This window comes from Paenibacillus lupini, assembly GCF_011761355.1.
Lineage (GTDB): Bacteria > Bacillota > Bacilli > Paenibacillales > Paenibacillaceae > Pristimantibacillus > Pristimantibacillus lupini.
Genome location: NZ_JAASRW010000002.1, coordinates 546,603 through 568,628, shown reverse-complemented (window position 1 = coordinate 568,628; position 22,026 = coordinate 546,603). Strand labels below are relative to the sequence as shown.

The 22,026-nt window shown below is 46.9% G+C and carries 23 protein-coding genes; 4 read left to right on the top strand and 19 right to left on the bottom strand.

All coding sequences use genetic code 11. The annotated features are described in order from the left end of the window. Positions 1-75 precede the first annotated feature (75 nt). The 5 genes from FHS17_RS08090 to FHS17_RS08070 form a co-directional block, all read right to left on the bottom strand. On the bottom strand, positions 76-1,338 hold the full coding sequence (locus FHS17_RS08090) for an adenosylhomocysteinase (RefSeq protein WP_167277698.1): 1,263 nt from the start codon (positions 1,336-1,338) through the stop codon (positions 76-78). Between the two features lie 37 nt (positions 1,339-1,375). Beyond that, positions 1,376-3,013, bottom strand: coding sequence for a bacillithiol biosynthesis cysteine-adding enzyme BshC (gene bshC / locus FHS17_RS08085; protein ID WP_167277696.1), 1,638 nt, complete (start codon positions 3,011-3,013; stop codon positions 1,376-1,378). A 209-nt stretch (positions 3,014-3,222) separates the two neighbouring features. Then, positions 3,223-3,618 (bottom strand): DUF3397 domain-containing protein, encoded by a 396-nt coding sequence (locus FHS17_RS08080; RefSeq protein WP_167277693.1) that lies wholly within the window; start codon positions 3,616-3,618, stop codon positions 3,223-3,225. A gap of 31 nt (positions 3,619-3,649) precedes the next feature. Then, a complete protein-coding gene (locus FHS17_RS08075) occupies positions 3,650-4,585 on the bottom strand; it encodes a ketopantoate reductase family protein (protein WP_167277691.1) in 936 nt (311 codons plus the stop codon). 233 nt (positions 4,586-4,818) lie between these two features. Then, entirely contained in the window at positions 4,819-5,469 is a 651-nt protein-coding gene (locus tag FHS17_RS08070) for an RsfA family transcriptional regulator (protein ID WP_167277688.1), read from the bottom strand. 266 nt (positions 5,470-5,735) lie between these two features. Between FHS17_RS08070 and FHS17_RS08065 the strand changes: the two genes are divergently transcribed. Then, the gene (locus FHS17_RS08065; protein WP_167277685.1) at positions 5,736-5,972 is read left to right on the top strand and encodes a DUF2626 domain-containing protein; all 237 of its coding nucleotides are present in this window, start codon (positions 5,736-5,738) and stop codon (positions 5,970-5,972) included. A 53-nt stretch (positions 5,973-6,025) separates the two neighbouring features. Here the strand turns inward: FHS17_RS08065 and FHS17_RS08060 are convergent, their stop codons facing one another. After that, positions 6,026-7,186 carry a class I SAM-dependent methyltransferase gene (locus tag FHS17_RS08060; protein WP_167277682.1) on the bottom strand — a complete coding sequence of 387 codons (1,161 nt, stop codon included), beginning with the start codon at positions 7,184-7,186 and terminating at the stop codon, positions 6,026-6,028. Positions 7,187-7,279: 93 nt separating this feature from the next. Between FHS17_RS08060 and FHS17_RS08055 the strand changes: the two genes are divergently transcribed. Continuing rightward, positions 7,280-8,380: a coiled-coil domain-containing protein gene (locus FHS17_RS08055; RefSeq protein WP_167277679.1), complete on the top strand. Its 1,101-nt coding sequence runs from the start codon at positions 7,280-7,282 to the stop codon at positions 8,378-8,380. Here the strand turns inward: FHS17_RS08055 and FHS17_RS08050 are convergent. Together FHS17_RS08050 and FHS17_RS08045 are read right to left on the bottom strand one after the other, a co-directional pair. Further along, positions 8,352-9,632 (bottom strand): extracellular solute-binding protein, encoded by a 1,281-nt coding sequence (locus FHS17_RS08050; protein ID WP_167277677.1) that lies wholly within the window; start codon positions 9,630-9,632, stop codon positions 8,352-8,354. The two genes, FHS17_RS08055 and FHS17_RS08050, sit on opposite strands and share 29 nt — an antisense overlap. A 247-nt stretch (positions 9,633-9,879) precedes the next feature. Further along, positions 9,880-11,211, bottom strand: coding sequence for a PhoH family protein (locus FHS17_RS08045; protein ID WP_167277674.1), 1,332 nt, complete (start codon positions 11,209-11,211; stop codon positions 9,880-9,882). A gap of 117 nt (positions 11,212-11,328) precedes the next feature. Here FHS17_RS08045 and FHS17_RS08040 point away from each other — a divergent pair, with 117 nt between their 5' ends. Then, a complete protein-coding gene (locus FHS17_RS08040) occupies positions 11,329-11,871 on the top strand; it encodes a YhcN/YlaJ family sporulation lipoprotein (RefSeq protein ID WP_167277672.1) in 543 nt (180 codons plus the stop codon). Positions 11,872-11,917: 46 nt separating this feature from the next. Here the strand turns inward: FHS17_RS08040 and FHS17_RS08035 are convergent, their stop codons facing one another. The 7 genes from FHS17_RS08035 to FHS17_RS08005 all read right to left on the bottom strand — a co-directional run bounded on the left by FHS17_RS08035 (position 11,918) and on the right by FHS17_RS08005 (position 17,055). After that, positions 11,918-12,100 carry a hypothetical protein gene (locus tag FHS17_RS08035; RefSeq protein ID WP_167277671.1) on the bottom strand — a complete coding sequence of 61 codons (183 nt, stop codon included), beginning with the start codon at positions 12,098-12,100 and terminating at the stop codon, positions 11,918-11,920. A gap of 72 nt (positions 12,101-12,172) precedes the next feature. Then, positions 12,173-13,219, bottom strand: a complete 1,047-nt coding sequence (locus FHS17_RS08030; RefSeq protein WP_167277670.1) for an LCP family protein — start codon at positions 13,217-13,219, stop codon at positions 12,173-12,175. 20 nt (positions 13,220-13,239) lie between these two features. Then, positions 13,240-13,512 carry a hypothetical protein gene (locus tag FHS17_RS08025; protein WP_167277667.1) on the bottom strand — a complete coding sequence of 91 codons (273 nt, stop codon included), beginning with the start codon at positions 13,510-13,512 and terminating at the stop codon, positions 13,240-13,242. Further along, positions 13,509-13,823: a YlaH-like family protein gene (locus FHS17_RS08020; protein WP_167277665.1), complete on the bottom strand. Its 315-nt coding sequence runs from the start codon at positions 13,821-13,823 to the stop codon at positions 13,509-13,511. Before FHS17_RS08020 ends, FHS17_RS08025 begins: the two co-directional genes overlap by 4 nt. A gap of 28 nt (positions 13,824-13,851) precedes the next feature. Next, positions 13,852-15,696 carry a translational GTPase TypA gene (gene typA, locus FHS17_RS08015; protein WP_167277663.1) on the bottom strand — a complete coding sequence of 615 codons (1,845 nt, stop codon included), beginning with the start codon at positions 15,694-15,696 and terminating at the stop codon, positions 13,852-13,854. A 52-nt stretch (positions 15,697-15,748) separates the two neighbouring features. Beyond that, positions 15,749-16,237, bottom strand: a complete 489-nt coding sequence (locus FHS17_RS08010) for a hypothetical protein (RefSeq protein ID WP_167277660.1) — start codon at positions 16,235-16,237, stop codon at positions 15,749-15,751. A gap of 158 nt (positions 16,238-16,395) precedes the next feature. Then, positions 16,396-17,055: a YjbE family putative metal transport protein gene (locus FHS17_RS08005; RefSeq protein WP_167277658.1), complete on the bottom strand. Its 660-nt coding sequence runs from the start codon at positions 17,053-17,055 to the stop codon at positions 16,396-16,398. A 156-nt stretch (positions 17,056-17,211) separates the two neighbouring features. On the opposite strand from FHS17_RS08005, the gene FHS17_RS08000 reads away from it, so the two are divergent. After that, complete coding sequence (locus tag FHS17_RS08000) at positions 17,212-17,922, top strand: TerC family protein (protein ID WP_167277655.1); 711 nt, start codon at positions 17,212-17,214, stop codon at positions 17,920-17,922. Positions 17,923-17,940: 18 nt separating this feature from the next. Here the strand turns inward: FHS17_RS08000 and thiI are convergent, their stop codons facing one another. The 4 genes from thiI to FHS17_RS07980 all read right to left on the bottom strand — a co-directional run bounded on the left by thiI (position 17,941) and on the right by FHS17_RS07980 (position 21,851). After that, positions 17,941-19,161, bottom strand: a complete 1,221-nt coding sequence (gene thiI / locus FHS17_RS07995) for a tRNA uracil 4-sulfurtransferase ThiI (RefSeq protein ID WP_167277653.1) — start codon at positions 19,159-19,161, stop codon at positions 17,941-17,943. Between the two features lies 1 nt (position 19,162). Continuing rightward, complete coding sequence (locus FHS17_RS07990; protein ID WP_167277650.1) at positions 19,163-20,323, bottom strand: cysteine desulfurase family protein; 1,161 nt, start codon at positions 20,321-20,323, stop codon at positions 19,163-19,165. 98 nt (positions 20,324-20,421) lie between these two features. After that, positions 20,422-21,111: a lytic transglycosylase domain-containing protein gene (locus tag FHS17_RS07985; protein WP_167277648.1), complete on the bottom strand. Its 690-nt coding sequence runs from the start codon at positions 21,109-21,111 to the stop codon at positions 20,422-20,424. 140 nt (positions 21,112-21,251) lie between these two features. Beyond that, positions 21,252-21,851, bottom strand: coding sequence for a nitroreductase family protein (locus tag FHS17_RS07980; protein WP_167278192.1), 600 nt, complete (start codon positions 21,849-21,851; stop codon positions 21,252-21,254). Positions 21,852-22,026: the final 175 nt, after the last annotated feature.

Genomic DNA, 22,026 nt, shown 5'->3' with positions numbered 1-22,026 from the left:
AGTCCAATGACCGCAAAAAAAGAACGTGCCATTTGGCACGTCCCTTTTTTGTCATATACAAGTGAAAAATAGGTTTTAGTCTTCCTTCCAGCTGTCAAGATAAGTAACTTGTTCAGCTGTCAGCTTGTCGATGCTGATATTCAGTGAATCCAGCTTGAAGCGTGCAACCTGCTCATCAAGCGCATAAGGAACGTTTACGACTTGTTTGCCGATCGCAGCATACTCATCGTTCACATATCTCAGGCCAAGAGCTTGAAGGGCAAAGGTCGTATCCATAATCTCAGCTGGATGACCGTCACCAGCAGCCAGGTTAACTAAGCGACCTTCCGCCAGCACATAAATGCTGCGACCGTCCTTCAGCTTATACTCCTCAATATTGCGGCGAACGGTACGAATATCTGTAGACATGGCTGCAAGCTCCGGTTTGTTGAACTCCACGTCAAAATGTCCTGCATTGGACAAAATCGCACCATTTTTCATTACTTCGTAATGCTCGGCACGGATGCAATCCTTGTTCCCAGTTACAGTGATGAACAATTCGCCGACTTTAGCCGCTTCGCTCATCGGTAGTACAGTAAAGCCGTCCATATAAGCTTCTACCGCTTTAATTGCGTCCACTTCTGTGACAACAACGTTTGCGCCCATACCTTTTGCACGCATCGCAACACCTTTGCCGCACCAGCCGTAGCCGACAACAACAACAGTCTTGCCTGCTACGACAAGGTTAGTGGTACGGTTGATTCCGTCAAAGACAGATTGGCCGGTACCATAACGGTTATCGAACAAATATTTGCAGTAAGCATCGTTAACGGCAACCATCGGGAAGCTGAGCGTGCCTTCCTTCTCCATTGCTTTCAAGCGGATAATGCCAGTCGTAGTCTCTTCCGCCCCTCCGCGAATATTCACACGAAGATCCGGACGTTCTGTATGGAGAATCGTCACAAGATCGCCGCCGTCATCAATAATGAGGTCAGGCTTGGATTCCAGAGATTTAATAAGCAGTTCCTTATATTCTTGTGGATCCGGATTGTACTTGGCAAAGACAGTAATCCCGTCTTCTACAAGTGCCGCGCAAATATCATCCTGCGTAGACAGCGGGTTACTGCCTGTAATTGTTACATCTGCTCCGCCTGCCTTCACTACTTTAGCCAGATAAGCAGTTTTCGCCTCAAGGTGAAGCGAGATCGTTACTTTCAGCCCTTTAAAAGGCAGCTCTTGCTCAAATTGCTCGCGAATCCGGTTTAATACCGGCATGTGTGCACTCGCCCAGTCAATCTTTAAATGTCCTTCCGGGGCAAGGGCGATATCGCGGATAATGCTATTTTCTTGTGTACTCATTCTTTCAGTAGCCTCCTACAACATTCTTCGGGATAACTCATAAATAGACGAGCTGATGACCGCCGCTTGGCTCAAATGGAAGCTCGAGGAGCTTCTCCAGCCAAACGGAACCATAACGATTCCAATAACCGGTCATATTGATTACGCGTTCCTGCGGTTTGCCGCTCGGCCATAACGAAAGCGCAATACGGTCTAGCTGGCGAATGGATGCATCATATTGCTTGTTGAAGGCATCCTTCGTTTTTGATTCCAAATATTCGATCTGCTCCACGATCTTCTGACGATTCGTTTCGCCTAGCTTGAGAAGTCCCGGCTGAACCGAGCCAGCAAGCTCCAAAAGCGGCCCATACATCGAAATAAATGATTGCTTCACTTCTTGGAATCGCTCTTCGATGGACAATTGATCCTGCTCCGTCAGCCACTGCTGTTTGCGAGCATCAAATCTCTTTGCCACATCCTCGAAGGACAGCTCATATTTCATCATATGCTTCGCAATCGTACCTTCTACCAAAGTGAAGGAACTTCGCGGCACAATTATCGGCATTTCCATTTCTAGCTTACGGAAAGCTTCTCCGGTTAATGCCCAATAAGCAACTTCTCCAGGTCCCAGCACCGTGCCAAGAACAGGGAACAGATAATCCTGCATAATAGGTCTAGTCAGCACGTTATTGCTGAATTGTGAAGGTTGATCTTCCGCAAGCTGCAGCAGCTGCTCCTTCGACCAGAAGGCTGTTCCCTTCCGATCCTGGAACTGCCCGTCACGCTTATGCAGAAGTGTCCGTTCATTTCCGCTCTCCGAATTGAACAAGAAGAGGTTCGCACTGCCGTCCACAACATCAGCCTGCAGTTGATAACCAAACGACTTCACTTTCTCAGCAGCTGCTTTATAAGCTTGCTCCAGCTCATCGTTTTGCTCGATCATTCGGCGGAACATTGGTGCTTCTACCTTGCGCAGCTTTGGATCATCCGCATCAAGCAGCACAAGTCCTTCCTTCCCGAACAAAAAAGCCAAAATGCCCGCAAACATGTCCGATAAGGAATGAGATTGTCCTGCAATTTGCTTCAGTTCCTCGAGCAGGCCTGGTTTAAAGTCCGAGTGGGGAAGTGTTTGCTCCAGCTCATCCAGCAGCTTGTTCCAGCTGTCTTCATCAACTGCTGTACGGCTAACGGAAGTTCTTGGTCCTTCCGGGCGCTGCAAGGTAAGCTTGCGCAGCTCCTGTTCTGCGTTCAGCAGGAAGGTATGATTCGCTTCATCCCAATCATGATCCTCGCCCGCAATCCAGAAAACGGGTACAACCTTACATCCAAGCTTTTGAGAAGCCCATTTGGCGCCACTAACAATGGAAACTGCTTTATGTATCACAAGCAGTGCTCCTGACCACAGTCCCGCCTGTTGTCCGCCAATAATAACCGGTGCTCCTTCAGCAATAGCACGAATAGAAGCATCTACCTCAGGTGTTGTATAACGACTATTGTATTGTCTCAGCACTTCGGCAACTTCAGCCGCATTTGCTCTACTTCCAGCCAATTTCTCCAGCCGCTCCAAACGAGTTGTCCAATCCTGTTCCCGTTCAGGATGATAGCCATACAGCAAATCTACATTTGCGTCCGTCCGATGTATATACGCCTCTGTTAAAGGCTGGGCGCTTGGCAAGTCATAATGTTCCGTATTCATAGCGCAGCCAGTTCCTCCTAAATCAATCTTATATTTTGTATAACTGTAATCAATCATGCAACAATTTGATTGTACACAAAGGATAAGCCGCGCGTCAAAAAGAAAAACAGCCTTTTTGCAAGAATAATGTCCCCTTGCGTATGCGCTACAGGCCATCATTCAGCTTGAAAGGCTGCTCTTTCGCTCTATTCTTTCACTACTGTTATAAGTTATGCGGAGAAGATTTTTTGCCCAATTGCGATAAACATGAGGAGCAGGTAAGCCATACTCATTGTAAAGAAACCAAGTCTCCACACCGCCCGGAAAATCCGCCGGACATTTACACTGCCTCGCTTTCGGAATTGCATATTACCCAGCATACCGCCTCCAAGAAGCATGAAGAGAATAATCGCGTACAGCCCAAAGTGGCTGTTGAACAAGGAGTCAAATAATACAGCTACACATCCAATAAGCAGTGCGGTCGTCACGTCCATCGCTAATTGCAACGCTTTCTTCCGGTCCTCCGAGAACAACCCATGCCCGAAATAAACGAGCGCAAAAGGAATGACAGGTATTACAGCCAAGTAGGCATAGACGTATTTAATACTATCCCATAACCATCCCATGTCATCCCCACCTTTCCTCATGTATCCTTACTTACTGTAATTGTTTCACAAGTGCGGTTACGGCATCATTTAACGGAGAAGGAATTCCGTGACGCTTTGCAACCGCGGATATTCCGCCGTTAATCCAATCAATCTCTGTCTCACGACCTGACCGAACGTCACTCAGCATGGACGATACGTTCGCTGAAGTTGCCTCACATACATCCAGTACAAGCTGCCAGCCATCTCCTGCAAGCATCATGCTATCAGCCGTTAAGATGGTTGACGTCTCCTGATACAGTGACTGCATAAGCTTAATTCGTGATGGATGCCGAGGAAGCTCTCCGTTCGTTATATCAAAAATAGCGGTAAGCGGGTTAATCACCGCATTAATAAGCAGCTTTTGGTAAATCCGATCTCTCATTTGATTCGACAGCCCTACGCTGAATCCTGCCGATTGCAGGACATTCAACAACAAATTTTGGAGATTTTCGTCCTTTTTGTCCCAATTTGCAGGTCCAAACCATAGCTGCCCTTTTCCGGTATGCCGCACTCCGTTCTCTTCGATCCGTCTCGCACCTTCAGAAGTAACCCCTGCATAGAGTGCGAGTTTGGGCAAAGCATGTGCCAGCTTGTCCAAGTGACCAATCCCATTCTGCAAGCAGAGCATTGCCGTATGCGGCCCGCTCAATCTCTTCAATCGATCAACAAGCAGCTCATCTATATGACTTTGCTTTACCGTGAGTAAGATCCAGGCAGGCTCCTCTGGGTCTTCTGCCAGCACGGACTCTAGATTAGAGAGACTATGACTATTCAATGCTGCATTCCTCACAGAACCATCCAGAGCCTCTAGCTTGATGCCTTCTTTCTGCAATAACTCCGCTTGAGTTTCTGTTCGGGTCCATACAATAACTTCCTGCCCTGACTGTGCGAGTTTCCCGGCATGCAGGAGACCGATGGCTCCGCCTCCAACTATATGTATTTTCAATCAATGGTCCTCCTAAAAAGAATTATCACTGCAAAAGCCATAACAAGGCCTTGGTGTGGTAATTCTTAACTTCGTAAGCATCAACTAAAAAGAATTGCCACTAAAATAGGCCATATCAGTGCCTTGGCATAAAAAAAGTATGCTCGTATATATAGCATACCTAATCTTGTATATCCCGCAAAGGGGCTGAAAAAGCGAACACCCCGCCGTTATCTTCCCGGCGGGGCATCTACTTACTCAATTCGTTCCAAATTGCCGTTCGCATCCATTTTAAACCGAGGCTTTGCTTCCTCTTCATGCGTTAACACCGCCAGCCGGCGTGCCCGGTCCATAATTTGAATCAATGTTTTATAATCATCATTGACGGCCCGGTAATCGGTTTGAACATTGTTTACTTCTTTAGACAATCTCTCATTTTCATCGCGTAATCGTTCAATCTCGTCCTCTTTTTCCCTCAGTTCTTTCTCGAAAGACTTCACTTGACGACTTACATCCTGATAAGTGGTCTTGAATTGTCTAAGAAAACGAATAATGGAATCAACGGATAAACCTTCTTCCGTCGTTACCGCATTAGCACTAAAGGCTCTTTCTTCTGCATCAAATACAGCAATAGAAGAGACATGAGGAGTTGCGACAATCGCCTGTTTTTTCAAATAATTGCGCTTCTGGCGTTGTTGCTTGGCGATTTGAATCGCTTCTTCATAACGTTTGCGGACACAGCTGTTCCAGCGGAATCCGCAAGCTGCAGACGTCCGTCCAATACGTTCTCCTACCTCTTCGAACGCCGCAAGCTGGGTACTACCTTCTCTAATATGGCGTAGTGTAACTTCGGCGAGAATGAGATCATCGTCCGGACTCCACGCATCTTGTCTGACTGCTGTCATGCGACCAAAACCTCCTTACGTAAAGGCGCTTACTTTATCTCTATGCCCTTGGTAGAGTTCATAGAATCTATTGGATACTAAATTGTATAACCAAATTTTAATGTGCTCATACATAATTCATCTGATTAACGCGCAAACTGTTGTCATAACCGCTCATTTTTACACAAAATAGTTGAATTTGTTCGTGCCTGCTTGTTTACACTGCCAAAATCAACCGTTATAATGTACAATAGAAATTCGGGTCATAACGAAGGGGGGATGGTTTAATGGCACGCATGTATCGGGTACTCGGTTTTTGGACGCTTGTGATCGGCTTGATGGCTACAGCAGGTCACATGACTGAATTCGCACTTCTGTTTTTTGCACAAGCGATTGCTTTCGTTTTCCTGGGTTATCTAAAATTTAGCGAACGTACATACATACTCATGTTCTGGGGATATATGGTCATTTCGTTTGCAGGATTTACTTATTGGACCGTTTTCAAGATGGGCAATCCATTCTAAAATTGTATGCAAACAGCAAAAAGGTGCGGCTCCAAAACGGAGCTGCACCTTTTTTAATATTTATCCAATATGAGTACTTTAAAAGTCTCGCTCATCCCATCGCTGAGCAGCAGCTGGCGAATAGCCCTGTTCTTCCTTGCTGTCTCCCCGAACGGATCTGTCTCCGTATGATTCTGAAGGAGCTCCAGCACCCCATTATCGACCAGGAATTGCTTTTGGGTATCGAAGTAGGTAACCATCCACCCTGCCTCTTCCGCGGCCTTACGGACCGATGTGAACGGCACATGCGCTGTTATATCCTGCTCCCCTATTCGAAGATATGGCTCATCCGCTGCAACATGCTCAGAGTAACATAGAAGAGTCCCCTTCATCCGATGCTTTGCTGCATACTCTTTTGCTTCATGACCATAATCAATAATGATAACTCGGCCTGAGGACATTCGTTCACTGAGCTGACTGAGCCACTCTCCAGCCTCTAGATTCACCTCAGTCTGCTGCCCCTCTGCTAACCCAATGCCATCACTTTGCAGCGATGCAGCGATCTGCTCATCGGACAAGGGCATATACACTTCGTAAAAGCCAGCTTCCGCACTTCCAGCTACACCTAGCTCCACCAACTCTCCATTCTCCATCGTAACGCGATGGACCGGGAAGGCATCCAGCAGCTCGTTGACCAGTACGACCGTAGGCCTCCCCTGCCAAAGTCCGCTAGTTGCACTCAAAGCTTCCTCCGAAGAAAGGAACTTTGGCAAATCATAGTGTGCCAAAGCCAGCTTAGCCTCTTCACGATGGCCAGGATGATCCTCCACTACCACAGGATGGCAAAGTATAGGAATTCCCTTTGCCCGGGCTTTCCATGCCTCCTGAATCTGCACAGACAGTCTGCCAGTGCCTGCCCCCCACTCAACAAGTTGAAAATTGTCATCTCTGATATGCCGCTCTGCATATTGGAACAAGGATGACGTCAGACAATGCGCAAGCACCATACCTACAGCTGAGCTAGTGTAGAAATCCCCCTGCTTGCCGATACGAGTCGAGCCTGACCGGTAATAACCATCCCTCTCGTCATACAAACACATGCTCATATATTGTTTAAACGTAATACAGCGAAGTCGATTTGCAGAAGCTTCATTGCCAGGCTCCCAGCCTACTGCAGGCTGCCTCGCGATATGATCCGCAATGCGTTGAATTAACGTTTTTTTGCCTATTTTCAACTGTTCATCCCCTGCCAATAAGATATAATAAATGGAACTGTCGCATACAATGATTGCTGTACAGGCCTAGCAACATGAGAGAGGAGGCGGCTGGTGGCATTCCATCGCGTTTATGTTCGAGGCAGATTCGTCTTTATCCTTCTTATTATCCTAATGCTTGCTGTATGCAAGCTTCCTGTCATGGCGGAGCCTCAACTGACGGAGGACGAACAGGTCAATCAAATTCTTGAGAAAAGCTTGTCTATTGTTGAAATTGACAAAGAAATAGCTCGGATTCAGACGGAGAAGCAGAAGGTTACAGATGATATGTCGATTACAGACAAGAGTATCCTGGAGAGGGAACAGTTGATCAAGGAAAAACGCGAAGAAGCCGGTAAGGTGCTGCGCGCTTATTATATGGGTGAACGTGACATACTGCTTCGAGCTATACTATCCTTTGATTCCTTACATGAATTGTTTGCTATGCTGGACTATGTCGATATTATTTTCACGAAGGACCGGGATACACTGGACTCCTACACGGACGAATATAAGAGTTTGAAAGAAGAGTACACTAAGCTGGACGGAAGAAAAACAGAACTTGAAGAAATCGAAAACCGTTTAAAGATGCAACGGGATCGAGTCGCACAGCTGGAGCAGCAAATTGATGGTGAGCTTGCCGGACGGTCCGACGCAGATCGGCTTCGCCTGCTTATGCAGGAGTTGACGAATTATTGGGAAACGGCTGGTTTGCAAGAAGTTGAGCTTTACTTTGGCGCTTTGTCCAAAGCCATGAACAAATTGCCGAACTGGATCGAGGATAACAAGCAGTATCTCGATATTGACGGCTTTAATTATACCCTTCGTATTCCGGAAGACGCGCTTAACGCATTTCTAAGGCAACAGGATGAAAGATTTAATGATTTCTCGTTCCGGTTTGAAGATGGCAAAGTGACCGCCTCCGGCAAGCACGACAATATGGATATCGCAGTTTCCGGCCATTATACGGTAGAAGAGAAACCAAAGAACGGCATCGTATTCCATGTCGATGAATTGTTATTTAACGGATTTGCATTACCGGATACAACAAGGAAAACACTCGAACAAAAGTTTGATCTAGGTTTTTATCCAGGTGATATTATTGCATTGATCCAAGCAAAATCAGTCGAAATGCAAGATGGCGAACTTATTGTTCATTTGAAGGTGAAGCTGTAATCGATTGGATAAAGGAAGTGATGTCCGTCGCACCCGACGTATACAGCTTCCACAAAGCTTGCCAGCGTTTCCACTCACTGTGCCAATTTGGTGCTGGCGGCTCATCCATTGGTTCCTCATTTAACAAAGGTAACATCCACGAAGGCGGATATTGGGCTGTTGTGCCCGAATATCCGCTTATTTCGTATATGGAGTTTTTGGCAGGCAGCTTCCCGAAACGCTCGTAGCTGCGCTCTTGCTCGGTTACACTTGTCATTTCTTTTATCCAGCTAAATGAGGCTTCCGTCTTCTCCGAAGCAGCAGACACGACAAAGCTGCGGCTTCCGAGCCATATGTTGCGTAATTTATCCTTATCAAGAACCAGCTTGTCCTGCTCTGATTTAGGAAGTGCTTTATACTCTGACCACGGAAGAACAGAAGCCAGCATCCGTTGCTGCTCCAACTCTGTCCCTAACATACGATTATTAAGATTAAAAGAAGGTATCGTCAAACCAGCCAACGCCTTCAGTCGGCTTGCTGACTCTTCACTAAACAACAAAGCCCCTGTGCCCCGCTGTGCTGAATTGCTCCAGCCATCGAGCCAAGCTGTCGTCAGGCTAAAATCGCTTGGCAAATAAACAAGCGGTTTGGATGCCTCCTGAGGGGCTGACAAATGATCAGTCAAATTCATAAAGCTGTCCCAGTCCTTCGGCGGGGCTGATAACTTTTGCTCTGATAACATGGCCTTATTCCACACGAGCACAGCCGGATCCGCATCATAAGGAAGACCCCATAGGTAGCTGTTCCACTTCAATGGAGCTAGCAGCTTCGTGGGCTGATCGGAAATTGTACTTGCCGTGTTCACACTGTCAACAGGCTCAAGCAGGCCCATAACGGCAAACTCCCGCACCCATCCGCTGTCCATCAGCATAATATCCGAGGAAGAACCCAGCTCCAGCTCCTGTTTCCATGCGACATAAGCCTCTTCCTTGGATTCAACATTGGAAAAAAGCACCCTGATGTTCGGATATTTCAGCATAAAGCGTTGACTTGCTTCTTCCAGGTTCGCGAATTCCGCAGATGTCATGGAAACGGTTACAACAATGGATTCCATAGGCTCATCATCCTGCTCGTGAGTCACAGGTCCTGTATTTGCATCATGGGAGCTGCTGCCGGTAGCGGCCGGTTTATTTGGGTCCAGATTAGGTATAAGCAAAATAACGGACAACAGCACTGCTCCTGCAAGGATCATCATATATCTCCTTGTAGCCACACACGTCTCCCTCTCTGATATATCATTACGCCCCCGCAGTATCTCTATTAAAACCTATCATAGCAATAAAATGCAGAGTTGTCCAAACAAGTCTAGGACTTTGATCCCACCTGCCCTGTAGGTTAATGTGACTCGCTCCGTAATTTAAATGTTCTTCCGATGAATTACTCCGTTCGCCCTATTAACCTGCCTTAAAACAGCAAAATAGCGGTGCTGGGATTTCCCGGCACCGCTACATTTTTAAAGATTACAGAAGATCTGCTGCGAGCTGGGCGAGCTTGGAGCGCTCGCCTTTTTCCAGTGTAATATGACCGCTGATTCCTTCGCTTTTGAAATGCTCCACGATATGTGTGAGCCCGTTGCTCACTGCATCGAGATAAGGATGGTCAATCTGCTCTGGATCACCCATGAGCACGATTTTACTGCCCTCCCCAACACGGGAGACAATCGTCTTCACTTCATGCTTCGTTAAGTTTTGCGCCTCATCGATAATGATGAATTGCCCCGGAATCGAACGACCGCGAATATAGGTAAGTGCTTCGACCTGGATACTGCCAAGACCCATTAATATTTTATCGATATCACCGGATTTTTTCGTATCAAACAGATATTCCAGGTTATCATAGATCGGCTGCATCCAAGGACGAAGTTTCTCTTCCTTCTCACCCGGCAAGTAACCGATGTCTTTCCCCATTGGCACAACCGGGCGGGCAATCAGAAGCTTTTTGTATTTATGCTCATCCTCGACCTTCAATAGACCAGCAGCAAGCGCCAGAAGCGTTTTACCTGTGCCGGCTTTTCCGGTTAAAGTGACGAGCGGGATTTCATCGTTAAGCAGCAGCTCTAGGGCCATACGCTGCTGAGCATTCCTAGCTGTTATTCCCCAGATCGGATCATTACTTAAGAACAACGGCTCTAGGCGTGCGCCGTCATTGCTAACCTTAAGCAGAGCCGATTTGGAGGAGCCCATCTCATCTCGCAATATGACGAATTCATTAGGCTTCAGCCTGATGCCAGCCTGAAAGCTCTTGTTTGTGAGGAATCGATACGTATAAAATTCATCAATGACTGACGGATGGACAAATATCGTTTCATAACCAGCGTAGAAGTCTGTCGTGGATACTGTCCGGTCGGATAAGTAATCTTGTGCCATTAATCCAAGCACATCCGCTTTAATCCGGACGAGAACATCCTTGCTCACGAGTACGACACTACTTACTTGCTGCGTCTCCAGCTGTTCCAAGTGATAGTTGAGCGCGACCGCAAGTATTCGGTTATCATTGGACATTTCACCGAACATCTCTTGCACACGCATGAAACTTCTGTGGTTAAGCTCCACCTTTAACAGCCCGCCGTTAGGCAGTGTTATACCTTCGTGAAGACGCCCATCCACTCGCATACCATCGAGCAACCGGGATATGGAACGCGCGTTGCGCCCTAGTTCGTCTGCCAGCCTCTTCTTGGAGTCGATTTCTTCCAACACCACCGCGGGAATGATGACTTCGTTATCCTCGAAGGCAAATAGCGATTGCGGATCATGAAGCAGCACATTAGTGTCGAGCACGAATATTTTTTTCATGAAAACCCTCCCGGCGTCGGTCATTCAATGGATAGGCATACATAGCCATACTTGGCTGCGGGTACACTAAAGTTTGAATAGACGATGTGCAACAAGACAAAATGAGGTGGAACGAACATGTACCAGAAACTTATTGCGGCGATTGCAATTGCGGCAATTACGGCTGGCTGCGGCACCGTCGCCCGAAACGAAACATCACCCTCTCCTCAAAATAATGGCACTGTTCGCGCTCAGCAGACAAGTCCTCAGAAAAAACACATTGCAGATCCTGAGAAGGTCTCGAAGCACTTGGAACAGCTGGCCATGGGCATCAAAGGTGTTACGAATGCGCACTGTGTCGTACTCGGTAACACCGCCGTGGTTGGGATCGATGTCGACAGCAAGCTTGATCGCTCCAGAGTAGGGACGATTAAATATTCCGTCGCTGAAGCTTTCCATAAAGATCCTTACGGCATTGATGCTATCGTAACAGCCGATATGGATTTGTCACAGCGGCTGAACGAAATCGGAGCTGATATACGCCGCGGCAGACCGGTTAGCGGCTTCGCGGAAGAGATGGCCGACATCATCGGCCGGATTGTACCGCAGCTCCCTCGAGAGGTGTTACCTCAAGACCCAGAAGTGCAGCAGCGGGCAAAAAATTTACAGAATCTTCACTAGCTTGTATACCGCAGCTAAAGACACAAAAAGCCTAGTGATTTACTCACTAGGCTTTCTTCATGACAGCAAGTCCTTCAAACAAGCCTGTCATTATTCTATTCGGTTCCATCCGGATACATACCGAGATCGGCACACAGATGCAGTCGTCAGCCTTAAAACCTGAGAATAGTCTCAAGCTCTCATCACCGCTTCTATTAGTCTTAAATGACGCGGTTACGGCTTTGGGCATCCGCATGACCTCCATCGAAAGGAATCATATCCGTACACCTATTATAGCGGTAAACCAATCCCTAGTCTATGGTTATTCAGCCATTTTCGCCTGTAAAGCTGCACGAGCCTCGCTGAGCTTGGTTTCATCCAAATAGACATAAGGACTTTTCCATGTTCCTTCGAGCGGAATGAACTGAATATCCGAGCTGCTGATGCCGAAGTAGGTCTTCATCAGGTTTTGGATTTCCTTCGGTGGCATATCAATCGACATGTTGTCGCCAACAGCATCGATGACATTGCCCATTTTCGCAATACCGCCAAGTGATTTCATCTTGTCAACAATCTTGGCTACAACTTCACTTTCGCGTTGGTTCCGGTCGAAGTCACTGGACATATTTTTGCCGTCATTCGATTTCCGGTAACGAACAAAGTCAAGCGTTTTATCACCATCAAGAGTTTGCAGACCTTTTTTCAAGTTAATGTTCGTACCATCGTAATTGTCGACATATTTCATATCCATATCGACGTTCACTTCAATACCGCCTAGTGCGTCTACAACATCCTCGAAGCCTTTAAAGTTCACAACAGCTGTATACTTGAGGTCAACACCAAAGTATTTACCAAGCATATCCCGAATGGCACGTTTAGCATCTGCTTCTGCCGCTTCCTTGTCCATCCCCTTGTCCGAGCGGGCTTGACTAAAGAAAGTAGCATAGTTAGCGTTAGCTTTCCGTTCACCATAACCTTCCAGCTCCAGCAAAGTATCCCGAGGAATCGAGATAACAGTCGCTGATTTGGAGTTCGGGTTAAAGACAGCAACCATCATGACGTCGGTGTTCATGCCACCGCCCTTTGCCCTGGTATCAAGGCCAAGCAGTACCATTCCCACAGCTTTCTTCTTCACTGACTCCGCAACTGGAATCTGTACTTCGTTATTGGATACAGTACCAATGTCGTTAATCGCTTTGTTCGCCTTGGTAGCCAGAAATCCGACGTATGCTGCGATTAACAAAATAACAGCCAATAATAGCAGCAAAACTACTTTCAGCACGCGTCTTTTCTTAGGTGGCTTAGGCGATCTTGGAGCGGTCTTGGCATTTACTCCACGAGGTGGCAGTGCAGCCGAGCCTTGCGTCATAAGATCATCACACCTTCATGTCAGTTGTATTTCGGATTCGACCTGATATCAACGAGAAGCTGCTCAGCAGCTTCCCGAGGATATAGTTGCAGCTTGGTGCTTCCATTACGTTCATACTTCACATGAACCATAGTCGCATCTGTTGCTGCAATATGCTGGCCAGATACACCGTGGTCTTCCGACAAAATTTGCGCGAAAAACTCACAGGTATCCATAGCCGCATGATCATCCGGCCGATCTTCGGCTACGATATGAATCTGCAGCCAGTTGAACAAGGCGTCATCAAACGTCATTTGCCCGAATCAGCTTCCTTTATGGCGCCGTTGCCGGCCCTGTTATTTTTCCATTTGTCGTACAGCTGCCGCCCGCGAAGCATAAGCATCATTAGAACGGCGATCCCCATACATTGAATAATAGGAAGTTTGTCGACTTGCAGAACCATAAGGACTAGCGAACCAAACGCCATCAGGATGTAGACAAGCACTTCCTTCAAGATCGGAAGCTTCTGATTGTTCGCCCTGAACACTTTATTGAAGATATAGATCGTAAATCCAAGTATAAGCAAATATGAAACGGCGTGATGGTCGCTCAACCATTGCTGCATGCCGTAACCCCCTTAGCCTGCCCGGTGTTTATACGCCTGCTTGCGCTGTTTTGCGATGTTTCTCTGCACGCTCGCGCTCGCTCTTGTTCAAGATTTTTTTACGAAGACGAATCGACTTCGGCGTAATTTCACAGTACTCATCGTCATTCAAATACTCAAGCGCTTGTTCAAGGGAGAACAGACGTGGAGTTTTGAGTTTAACTGTATCATCTTTACCAGCAGAACGAACGTTAGTCAGCGCCTTCTCTTTACAGATGTTGACGATGATATCGTTATCGCGCGTATGCTCGCCTACGATCATACCTTCATAAATTTCAGTACCTGGCTCAACGAATTGAATACCGCGGTCCTCTACACCCAGCATGCCATAGAACGTCGAAGTTCCTGTTTCGCTCGATACGAGTACACCTTGGTGACGACCGCCAACTCCAGATGCAAGTGGACCGTAGCTGTCGAAAGCATGGTTCATGATGCCGTAGCCGCGTGTCAAAGTCAGGAACGAAGTACGGTAGCCGATCAAACCACGTGCTGGGATAATGAATTCCAGACGAACTTGGCCGTTGCCGTTGTTGATCATGTTGACCATCTCTGCTTTACGTGTTCCAAGGCTTTCCATAACGGAACCCATGCTGTCTTCTGGTACATCAATCAGAAGGCGTTCGTATGGCTCGGATTTCACGCCATCAACTTCCTTGATGATAACTTCTGGTTTCGAAACTTGAATTTCGAATCCTTCACGACGCATGTTCTCAATCAGAATACCAAGGTGAAGCTCACCACGTCCGGATACGATAAATGCGTCCGGGCTGTCTGTTTCGTCTACACGAAGTGCTACGTCTGTTTCAAGCTCTTTGAACAAACGCTCACGAATTTTACGGGATGTTACCCATTTACCTTCGCGGCCTGCAAACGGGCTGTTGTTAACCAGGAACGTCATTTGCAAAGTTGGCTCGTCGATTTTCAGAACTGGCAATGCTTCTGGTTTCGTTGGATCAGCAATTGTCTCACCGATGTTGATGTCTTTGATACCAGCGATAGCAACGATGTCACCAGCGCCTGCTTCTTCGATCTCAATACGCTTCAGACCTTGGAAACCAAACAATTTCTCGATACGGGCTTGCTTAACAGCACCTTCACGAGTAATTACCGCTACCGATTGACCTTGACGAACGATACCACGGTTTACGCGGCCAACCGCGATACGACCCAGGTATTCATTGTAATCAAGCAAAGTAACAAGGAATTGCAGCGGCTCATCAACCGTTTCCGTAGGATGCGGGATGTGGCTTACAATTGTTTCATACAAAGCTTGCATGTTGTCTTCTTGTTTCTCAGGTTCGGACTCAAGGCTCGAAGTACCCATCAGAGCGGATGCATATACAACCGGGAATTCCAGTTGATCATCGTTAGCACCAAGCTCGATGAACAGATCAAGCACTTCATCGATAACTTCTGTCGGGCGGGCATTAGGACGGTCAATTTTATTAACGACTACAATTGGCGTAAGGTTGCTTTCAAGTGCTTTACGCAATACAAATTTTGTTTGCGGCATGCAGCCTTCGAACGCATCAACGACGAGCAATACGCCGTCAACCATCTTCATAATCCGTTCTACTTCTCCGCCAAAGTCCGCGTGTCCTGGTGTATCGACAATGTTAATAAGGTAGTCTTTATACGTAATTGCCGTATTTTTCGCCAGGATCGTAATACCGCGTTCCCGTTCCAAATCATTGGAATCCATTGCACGCTCCTGTACAGCTTCATGCTCTCTAAATGTACCTGATTGCTGCAACAGCTTATCAACCAAAGTTGTTTTACCGTGGTCAACGTGGGCGATAATCGCAATATTCCGGATGTTTTCTCTTGCTTGCATAACTAATAATCCACTCCATTTTCTCTAATTTACTTTCCTTACCTTGCAGCACTTACCAGCGACGACGCGATCGGTTCGTGATTACCATCCAGCCTCCGGCAACCATTAACACAAGCGCAACAATATAGATCCCCCAGCTCCATAACAAGACGAGAAGCAGAAAAACAGCTGAAGCAACGGCTAGCGCTATAGACGCCGTGAGCGCAACACGCGGGCGGGACGAGCCGAACAAATAATATTCGTATAAGCCGACAGCAACGCCGAACAGGAACAGCGGCCACAAATATTTCAGTACATCCCATCCAAAGATGTTACAAACCATAAACAGCAGTGCAGACACAGTTAGTATTCCACCGGGAACAAGGACTGCCGCGGGAAGAAGTCTGCCAAAATAGAAGACATGCAGCAAAATTCCCGGAATGAGGACGAGCAGCGGCCAGAAAATAGCCCCCAAAAAGCTGAATACACCAAGTTTGCCCAGTAAAATAACGACCCCGACTAGTAACACAATAATTCCAGCGGAATATTTGTTATTAGGCATTTGCGTTCCGCTCCTTACAACGTCTACCCCCATACATGACGAAAGACGCCAGTTTTTATCTATCATAGTTTAAAGGAACTGCGATGAAAATACCAGCGGGAACAGAAGGAACATTGCAAAAAAATACCGTTCACCTGTGAACGGCTTGTGAAAATAGATTAAGTTCTTCGTTTTAATAAGCCAATTATGACGACAAACGGTATACATAAAAGAGGTATCGCCTCCGCGGCTGTCCTCGATCCGTTGAATAATAAAGCGTCCATTCCGGGATCATGAACAAGCATTCCGCCAGCAGCATAACCAAGTAATCCAGCTCCAATATATACAAGTGGAGGGAATTTGTGCAGAAGGCTGCCCAGAATCTGGCTGCCCCAAATGATCATAGGTATGCTTATCGCAATCCCGAGCAAAATAAGTACCGTATCGCCATCCGCGACTGCAGCAATTGCCAGCACATTATCCAGACTCATAATGAAATCCGCTGCCACAATGGTACGAATGGCTTGTGCAAGGGATTTCGTTTTTTTGCTTGGCATATGCAGATCGCCTTCCTGCCCTGCATCGGCAAGCAGCTTAGCTGCAATGTAAAGAAGCAGCACAGAGCCAATCGCCTGCAGATAAGGAATTTGAAGCAACGAGATAGCCGCAAGGGTCAACAGACAGCGCAGCCCTACTGCAGCGAGTGCGCCCCACCAAACGGCGCGTTTGCGTTCCTTAGGTGGAAGTTGCTGACTAGCCATTGCGATTACGACGGCGTTATCTCCACTGAGCAGCAAGTTAATCAATACAATTTGAAGAAAAATGAGCACACTATCCACTTTACGTTCGCCCCCTCTATTTCACCTGTATGTGAGGCGGACAAGTTTTATGAAAGGATGTCCTAAAAAAAAATGAATCCATCCCCGTCCTTCCTGCGTAGATAATGAAGACTTCGAGAACAGAAGAGGAATTGTAAGAAGGGAGGGTCAAGAAAAATGGATTTATTCACATTAGAATTCTGGCTGGCATTGCTCAATATCGTCTTTATCGATCTCATTCTTGCGGGTGACAATGCCATTGTCATCGGTATGGCCGCTCGTAATTTGCCTTCACATCTGCAAAAGAAAGCGGTTCTATGGGGTACGGCAGGGGCGATTGGCATCCGGATTATTGCTACAATCGTAGTTGTGCAGCTTCTGGATTTGCCTTGGCTTCACCTGGCAGGCGGTATCTTATTGCTCTGGATCGCATACAAACTGCTTATTCAGGAAGATGATAAGCATGGCGATATTAAAGCTGGCAGTACGCTTTGGCAATCGATTCAAACGATCATTATCGCTGACGCGGCAATGGGCATCGACAATGTCATCGCAGTAGCAGGTGCATCACATGGCAGTATGCTGCTTGTTATACTGGGACTGCTCATCAGCGTACCAGTCATCGTGTGGGGCTCAACGCTCTTCATTAAGCTGATCAACAAATTTACTTGGATTATTTATATCGGTTCCGGTGTCCTTGCTTACACAGCAGCTAAGATGATCACACACGAGAAGATATTTAAGGAATTTTTCGAAGAAAGCCCCGCTTTCTATTGGTCATTCCTTCTCCTCATTATCGTCCTTATTATCACTGCAGGTCTTTATACGAACAACCGTATTCGCAGCAAAAGACAATCCTTACAAGAGAAAAGCAGAGAATCCCACTAAGGGATCTCTGCTTTTTATTTAGAACCAGCGATCCTCTCCGGCTGTCTCGCCTGATGCCTGTGCATCTGGAGTCAGTTCGATCACCTCGGTACGTTCTACAGCCTCACGCAGCAGCTGTTCCAGCTCTGGAATATAGGATTCCGCCCGTTCCACCACATTCAGATTCGGGTTTGTGCTTGGCGATTTCGGCAGGAACAGCGTACAGCAATCCTCATAGGGAAGGATAGACGTTGTAAAGGTTCCAATTCGCTCTGCTTCGTTAATAATCTCCTGCTTATCCATCATCAGCAAAGGCTTAAGCAATGGAAGAACTGTCGCTCGGCCAATGACATTCATGCTTGGCAGCGTTTGACTAGCTACCTGACCCAAGCTTTCACCTGTTACAATGCCGCCTGCACCAGTTTTTTCAGCAAGCTGCTCGGTAATCCGAAGCATCGCACGACGCATGAGGGTGATCATCAGATTATCCTGCTTCGCCTGTACGAGTCTTGTCTGAATTTCCGTAAAAGGCACCATATGCAGCTTCAGAGGCGCCCCAGCATAGTACGACAGCCTTCTGGCCAGCTCAATGACCTTCTCTTGTGCCTTATCACTTGTAAACGGATAGCTGTGGAAATGAACAGCCTCAAGCTCCAAACCTTTGCGCATCGCCATCCACCCTGCTACCGGGCTGTCTATTCCGCCAGAAAGCAGCAGCAACGCTTTGCCATTGGATCCAAACGGAAATCCTCCTGCACCCAAAATAACAGTGTTAAAGATATACGTAGCTTCTTCTTGAATATCCACGCGCAAATCAACTTCCGGCTTACGGACATCCACTTTCAGCTCCGCAATTGCCCGCAGCACATGAGAACCAACCAAATGATTCATTTCCTGTGAGTTATGAGGGAACGGCTTCCACGCCCGCTTAGCACTGACTTTAAAGGTTGCAGGCGGATGATCCAGCTCCTGCATAACCTTAAGGGCAGCGGCCTGGATTTGTTCAAGCTCGTTAGGAACGCCGATAACAGGACTGAAGGAATAGATCCCAAATACATCTTTTAAACGCTCTGAGATAGGCTCAAACGGCTCACCGTTCAAGCTGATGGTAAGACGGCCAAAGGTTTTGGCATAAGTAAGTGCAGGGAATTCTTGAAGGGCCAGTCTAATCTGTTGAAGCACACGCTTCTCAAACTGGTTGCGGTTACGCCCCTTCATGATGAGATCGCCATATCGAACAATAATCTTATCGTAAATCACGTTAAAATCTGCTCCTTTCGAGCGGTTTCAACTGCGCTACAGTCCGGCGCAGCATTTCAGCAAGCTTATCTATATCCTGCTCTGAATGTTCATCACCAAAGCTGATTCGGATTCCACCAGCTGCATGTTCAGAGTTAGCTCCCATCGCCAGCAATACCCGGCTAGGTTTATTGTCCTTTGAGGAGCAGGCCGATTTGGTAGATACAATGGCGCCATGCTGCTCCAGCATATGAACAATTACTTCCGGCTTCATGCCGGGATAGGAGAAATGTACAATATGTGGTGCCATTAGTGCAGCATCTTCACTTCCGTTAAGCTTTAATTCCGGGATATGCATTGCAGCATGCTGGATAAGCTTATCACGCAAGGCATACATTCTGCTGCGGGTTTGCTCTTCTGCCTGCATGGCCATCCGCAGCGCTTTAGCAGATGCGACAATACCCGGCACGTTCTGAGTGCCTGCACGCATGCCGCGCTCCTGTGATCCGCCAGACTGCAGCGGCTGCAGCTGCAGCCCTTCACGAACATACAAATAACCGATGCCTTTGGGACCACGAAGCTTATGAGCAGAACCGCTTAGCAGATCAATACCCCATTCTCTAGGCTTAACAGGCAGCTTACCTATACTTTGTACCGCATCCACATGGAATAAGATCCGAGGATAAGCCGACAAAAGCTTGCCAATCTCTGCAATAGGCTGAATAGAGCCTACTTCATTATTAACATGCATGATGCTGACTAATATCGTCTCATCCGTTATAGAGGAGCTTAATTGATCAAGATCGATATGGCCAGTGGAGTTAACCGGCAAATAAGTGACCCGGAAGCCTTCTTGCTCAAGCTGCCCAAATGCATCGTTAACAGAAGCATGCTCAATCCGGGTAGTAATCAGATGATTGCCACGGCTCTTGAATTGTCTAGCTGCTCCTTTAATGGCGAGATTATTGCTCTCGGTCCCACCAGAAGTGAACAGCCACTCCTCCGGCTTCACTCCAAACTGCTCTGCAAGCAGTGCCCTTGAACGGGCGATCAGCTTATCAGCTTCAGTTCCCGCGCGATGAATGGAGGAAGGATTAGCGTAATGGGCTTTCATTACTTCCGCGAATGTATCCACAACTTCATCATAGGGCGGGGTTGAAGCGCAATGATCGAAATACAGCAATTTTGTCAACACCTTCCTAAAAATGAGAAAACCTCTATCGAGTCCTCTCAAAGATGAGTGACCTCGTTTAGAGGTAGGTTTTTTACAAAACTTACGGATTAATAGCGGGCCTTAAGCACCTTATCTATGTACCGTTGCGTCTCTACCGGCAGCTTGCCTAGACTCGCCTGAAGCTCACTGTCTGTTGAAATGCCTAGCTTATCAACTCGTCCAGGACCGGCATTATAAGCGGCAAGCGCCACTTGTTCATTGCCATTATATTTGCGGAGTAGGTAGGACAAATACTTCGATCCGCCATCAATATTTTGCTGAGGATCCAAGGAATTCGTTACGCCTAAACCGCGGGCAGTAGCATCCATCAGCTGCATAAGCCCTTTCGCTCCTGCCGAAGATACGGCATTGGACTGGAATCCAGACTCCGTACGGATTACGCCTCTTATTAATTCTGGATCAATACCATATTTGACTGCAGATTCTGAAATTAATGCGTCATATTCCGTTGGTGCTGTGCTGCTAGCACCTGTTTCTGTATTAATAACCGTATTATAAAGGCTTGGAATACTAGACAATTTCGCTAAAGAATCGGACGAAACCAGAGAGCTTGTCTCATCCAAGCTGCTAAGGCCGGATAAATCGCCGTTCATAAGCTGGGCCAGCAAAGTATCAAAAATGGATGTATTGCTGTCGCCAGTATTCAAATCAAGCGGATTAACCGCGGATTGAAAGTCCAAGGTTGGAGACAGCTGTAACTGAAGCAGCTGCTTCAGCGTGCGGGAATCGATACTCATAGGTTCCTCCTGTCGATTAAAAGGGTATAAATGATGTATCGGTTTTTATTGTACATGTTTTTAACTATGACGGCTAGTATTACACCTCGAATATAGGGAAAAGCAGCCCCGTATCTTACCGGAGCTGCTTTCTTCTTTAATTATTTAAAAATTTTCACACGCTCATCAATCGGCTGGAACTGTTTCTCACCAGGCTCAGCGGTTGGCGTGCCAAACGGCATTTGCGCGATTAGCTGCCAGCTGCTTGGAATATCCCAAGCTTGCTTTACTTCTTCATCAATCAGCGGATTGTAGTGCTGCAGGGAAGCTCCAAGACCTTGCTCTTCAAGCAATGTCCAAACGACATATTGAACGATCCCTGAAGATTGCTGCGACCATTTCGGGAAGTTATCTGCATAGCTTGCGAATTGCTTTTGCAGTCCTTCGATAACAGTTGTGTCTTCAAAGAAAAGCACTGAACCGTAGCCAGCTTTGAAGCTGTCAATACGCTGTTCCGTAGAAGCAAATTGATCGGCTGCAACCATTTTGCGCAGAGTTTCCTTCACAATATTCCACAGCTTATCGTGATTTTCACCCAGCAATACAACAGCACGTGCGCTTTGGGAGTTAAACGCAGATGGCGAATATTTCACCGCTTCTTGAACAAGATTGATAATTTGGTCATCCGAAATGGTTGATTGTTTGCTAATTCCATAATAAGTGCGTCTTGCTTTTACCGCTTCAAGTAAGCCTTTTGAGATAGTGGAAGTATTTGACATTTTATCCGCCTCCTAGGTGGTTTCATAAGTAACTTTCTTTATGTTAGTAACATTACAATATACCGAAGGCCATGTCAAGCACTTCGATTGTTATGATGTCTCAAGTACTGTTCAATATTAGTGTTAATCATTGCCGAAGAGCAGTTCGAGCACAAAA

Bases quoted from the DNA above. Each gene is read 5' to 3' on its own strand.
- FHS17_RS08090 (WP_167277698.1), bottom strand. From the start codon at position 1,338: ATGAGTACACAAGAAAATAGCATTATCCGCGATATCGCCCTTGCCCCG.
- bshC (WP_167277696.1), bottom strand. From the start codon at position 3,013: ATGAATACGGAACATTATGACTTGCCAAGCGCCCAGCCTTTAACAGAG.
- FHS17_RS08080 (WP_167277693.1), bottom strand. From the start codon at position 3,618: ATGGGATGGTTATGGGATAGTATTAAATACGTCTATGCCTACTTGGCT.
- FHS17_RS08070 (WP_167277688.1), bottom strand. From the start codon at position 5,469: ATGACAGCAGTCAGACAAGATGCGTGGAGTCCGGACGATGATCTCATT.
- FHS17_RS08065 (WP_167277685.1), top strand. From the start codon at position 5,736: ATGGCACGCATGTATCGGGTACTCGGTTTTTGGACGCTTGTGATCGGC.
- FHS17_RS08045 (WP_167277674.1), bottom strand. From the start codon at position 11,211: ATGAAAAAAATATTCGTGCTCGACACTAATGTGCTGCTTCATGATCCG.
- FHS17_RS08040 (WP_167277672.1), top strand. From the start codon at position 11,329: ATGTACCAGAAACTTATTGCGGCGATTGCAATTGCGGCAATTACGGCT.
- FHS17_RS08035 (WP_167277671.1), bottom strand. From the start codon at position 12,100: ATGCCCAAAGCCGTAACCGCGTCATTTAAGACTAATAGAAGCGGTGAT.
- FHS17_RS08030 (WP_167277670.1), bottom strand. From the start codon at position 13,219: ATGACGCAAGGCTCGGCTGCACTGCCACCTCGTGGAGTAAATGCCAAG.
- FHS17_RS08025 (WP_167277667.1), bottom strand. From the start codon at position 13,512: ATGACGTTTGATGACGCCTTGTTCAACTGGCTGCAGATTCATATCGTA.
- FHS17_RS08020 (WP_167277665.1), bottom strand. From the start codon at position 13,823: ATGCAGCAATGGTTGAGCGACCATCACGCCGTTTCATATTTGCTTATA.
- typA (WP_167277663.1), bottom strand. From the start codon at position 15,696: ATGCAAGCAAGAGAAAACATCCGGAATATTGCGATTATCGCCCACGTT.
- FHS17_RS08010 (WP_167277660.1), bottom strand. From the start codon at position 16,237: ATGCCTAATAACAAATATTCCGCTGGAATTATTGTGTTACTAGTCGGG.
- FHS17_RS08000 (WP_167277655.1), top strand. From the start codon at position 17,212: ATGGATTTATTCACATTAGAATTCTGGCTGGCATTGCTCAATATCGTC.
- FHS17_RS07985 (WP_167277648.1), bottom strand. From the start codon at position 21,111: ATGAGTATCGATTCCCGCACGCTGAAGCAGCTGCTTCAGTTACAGCTG.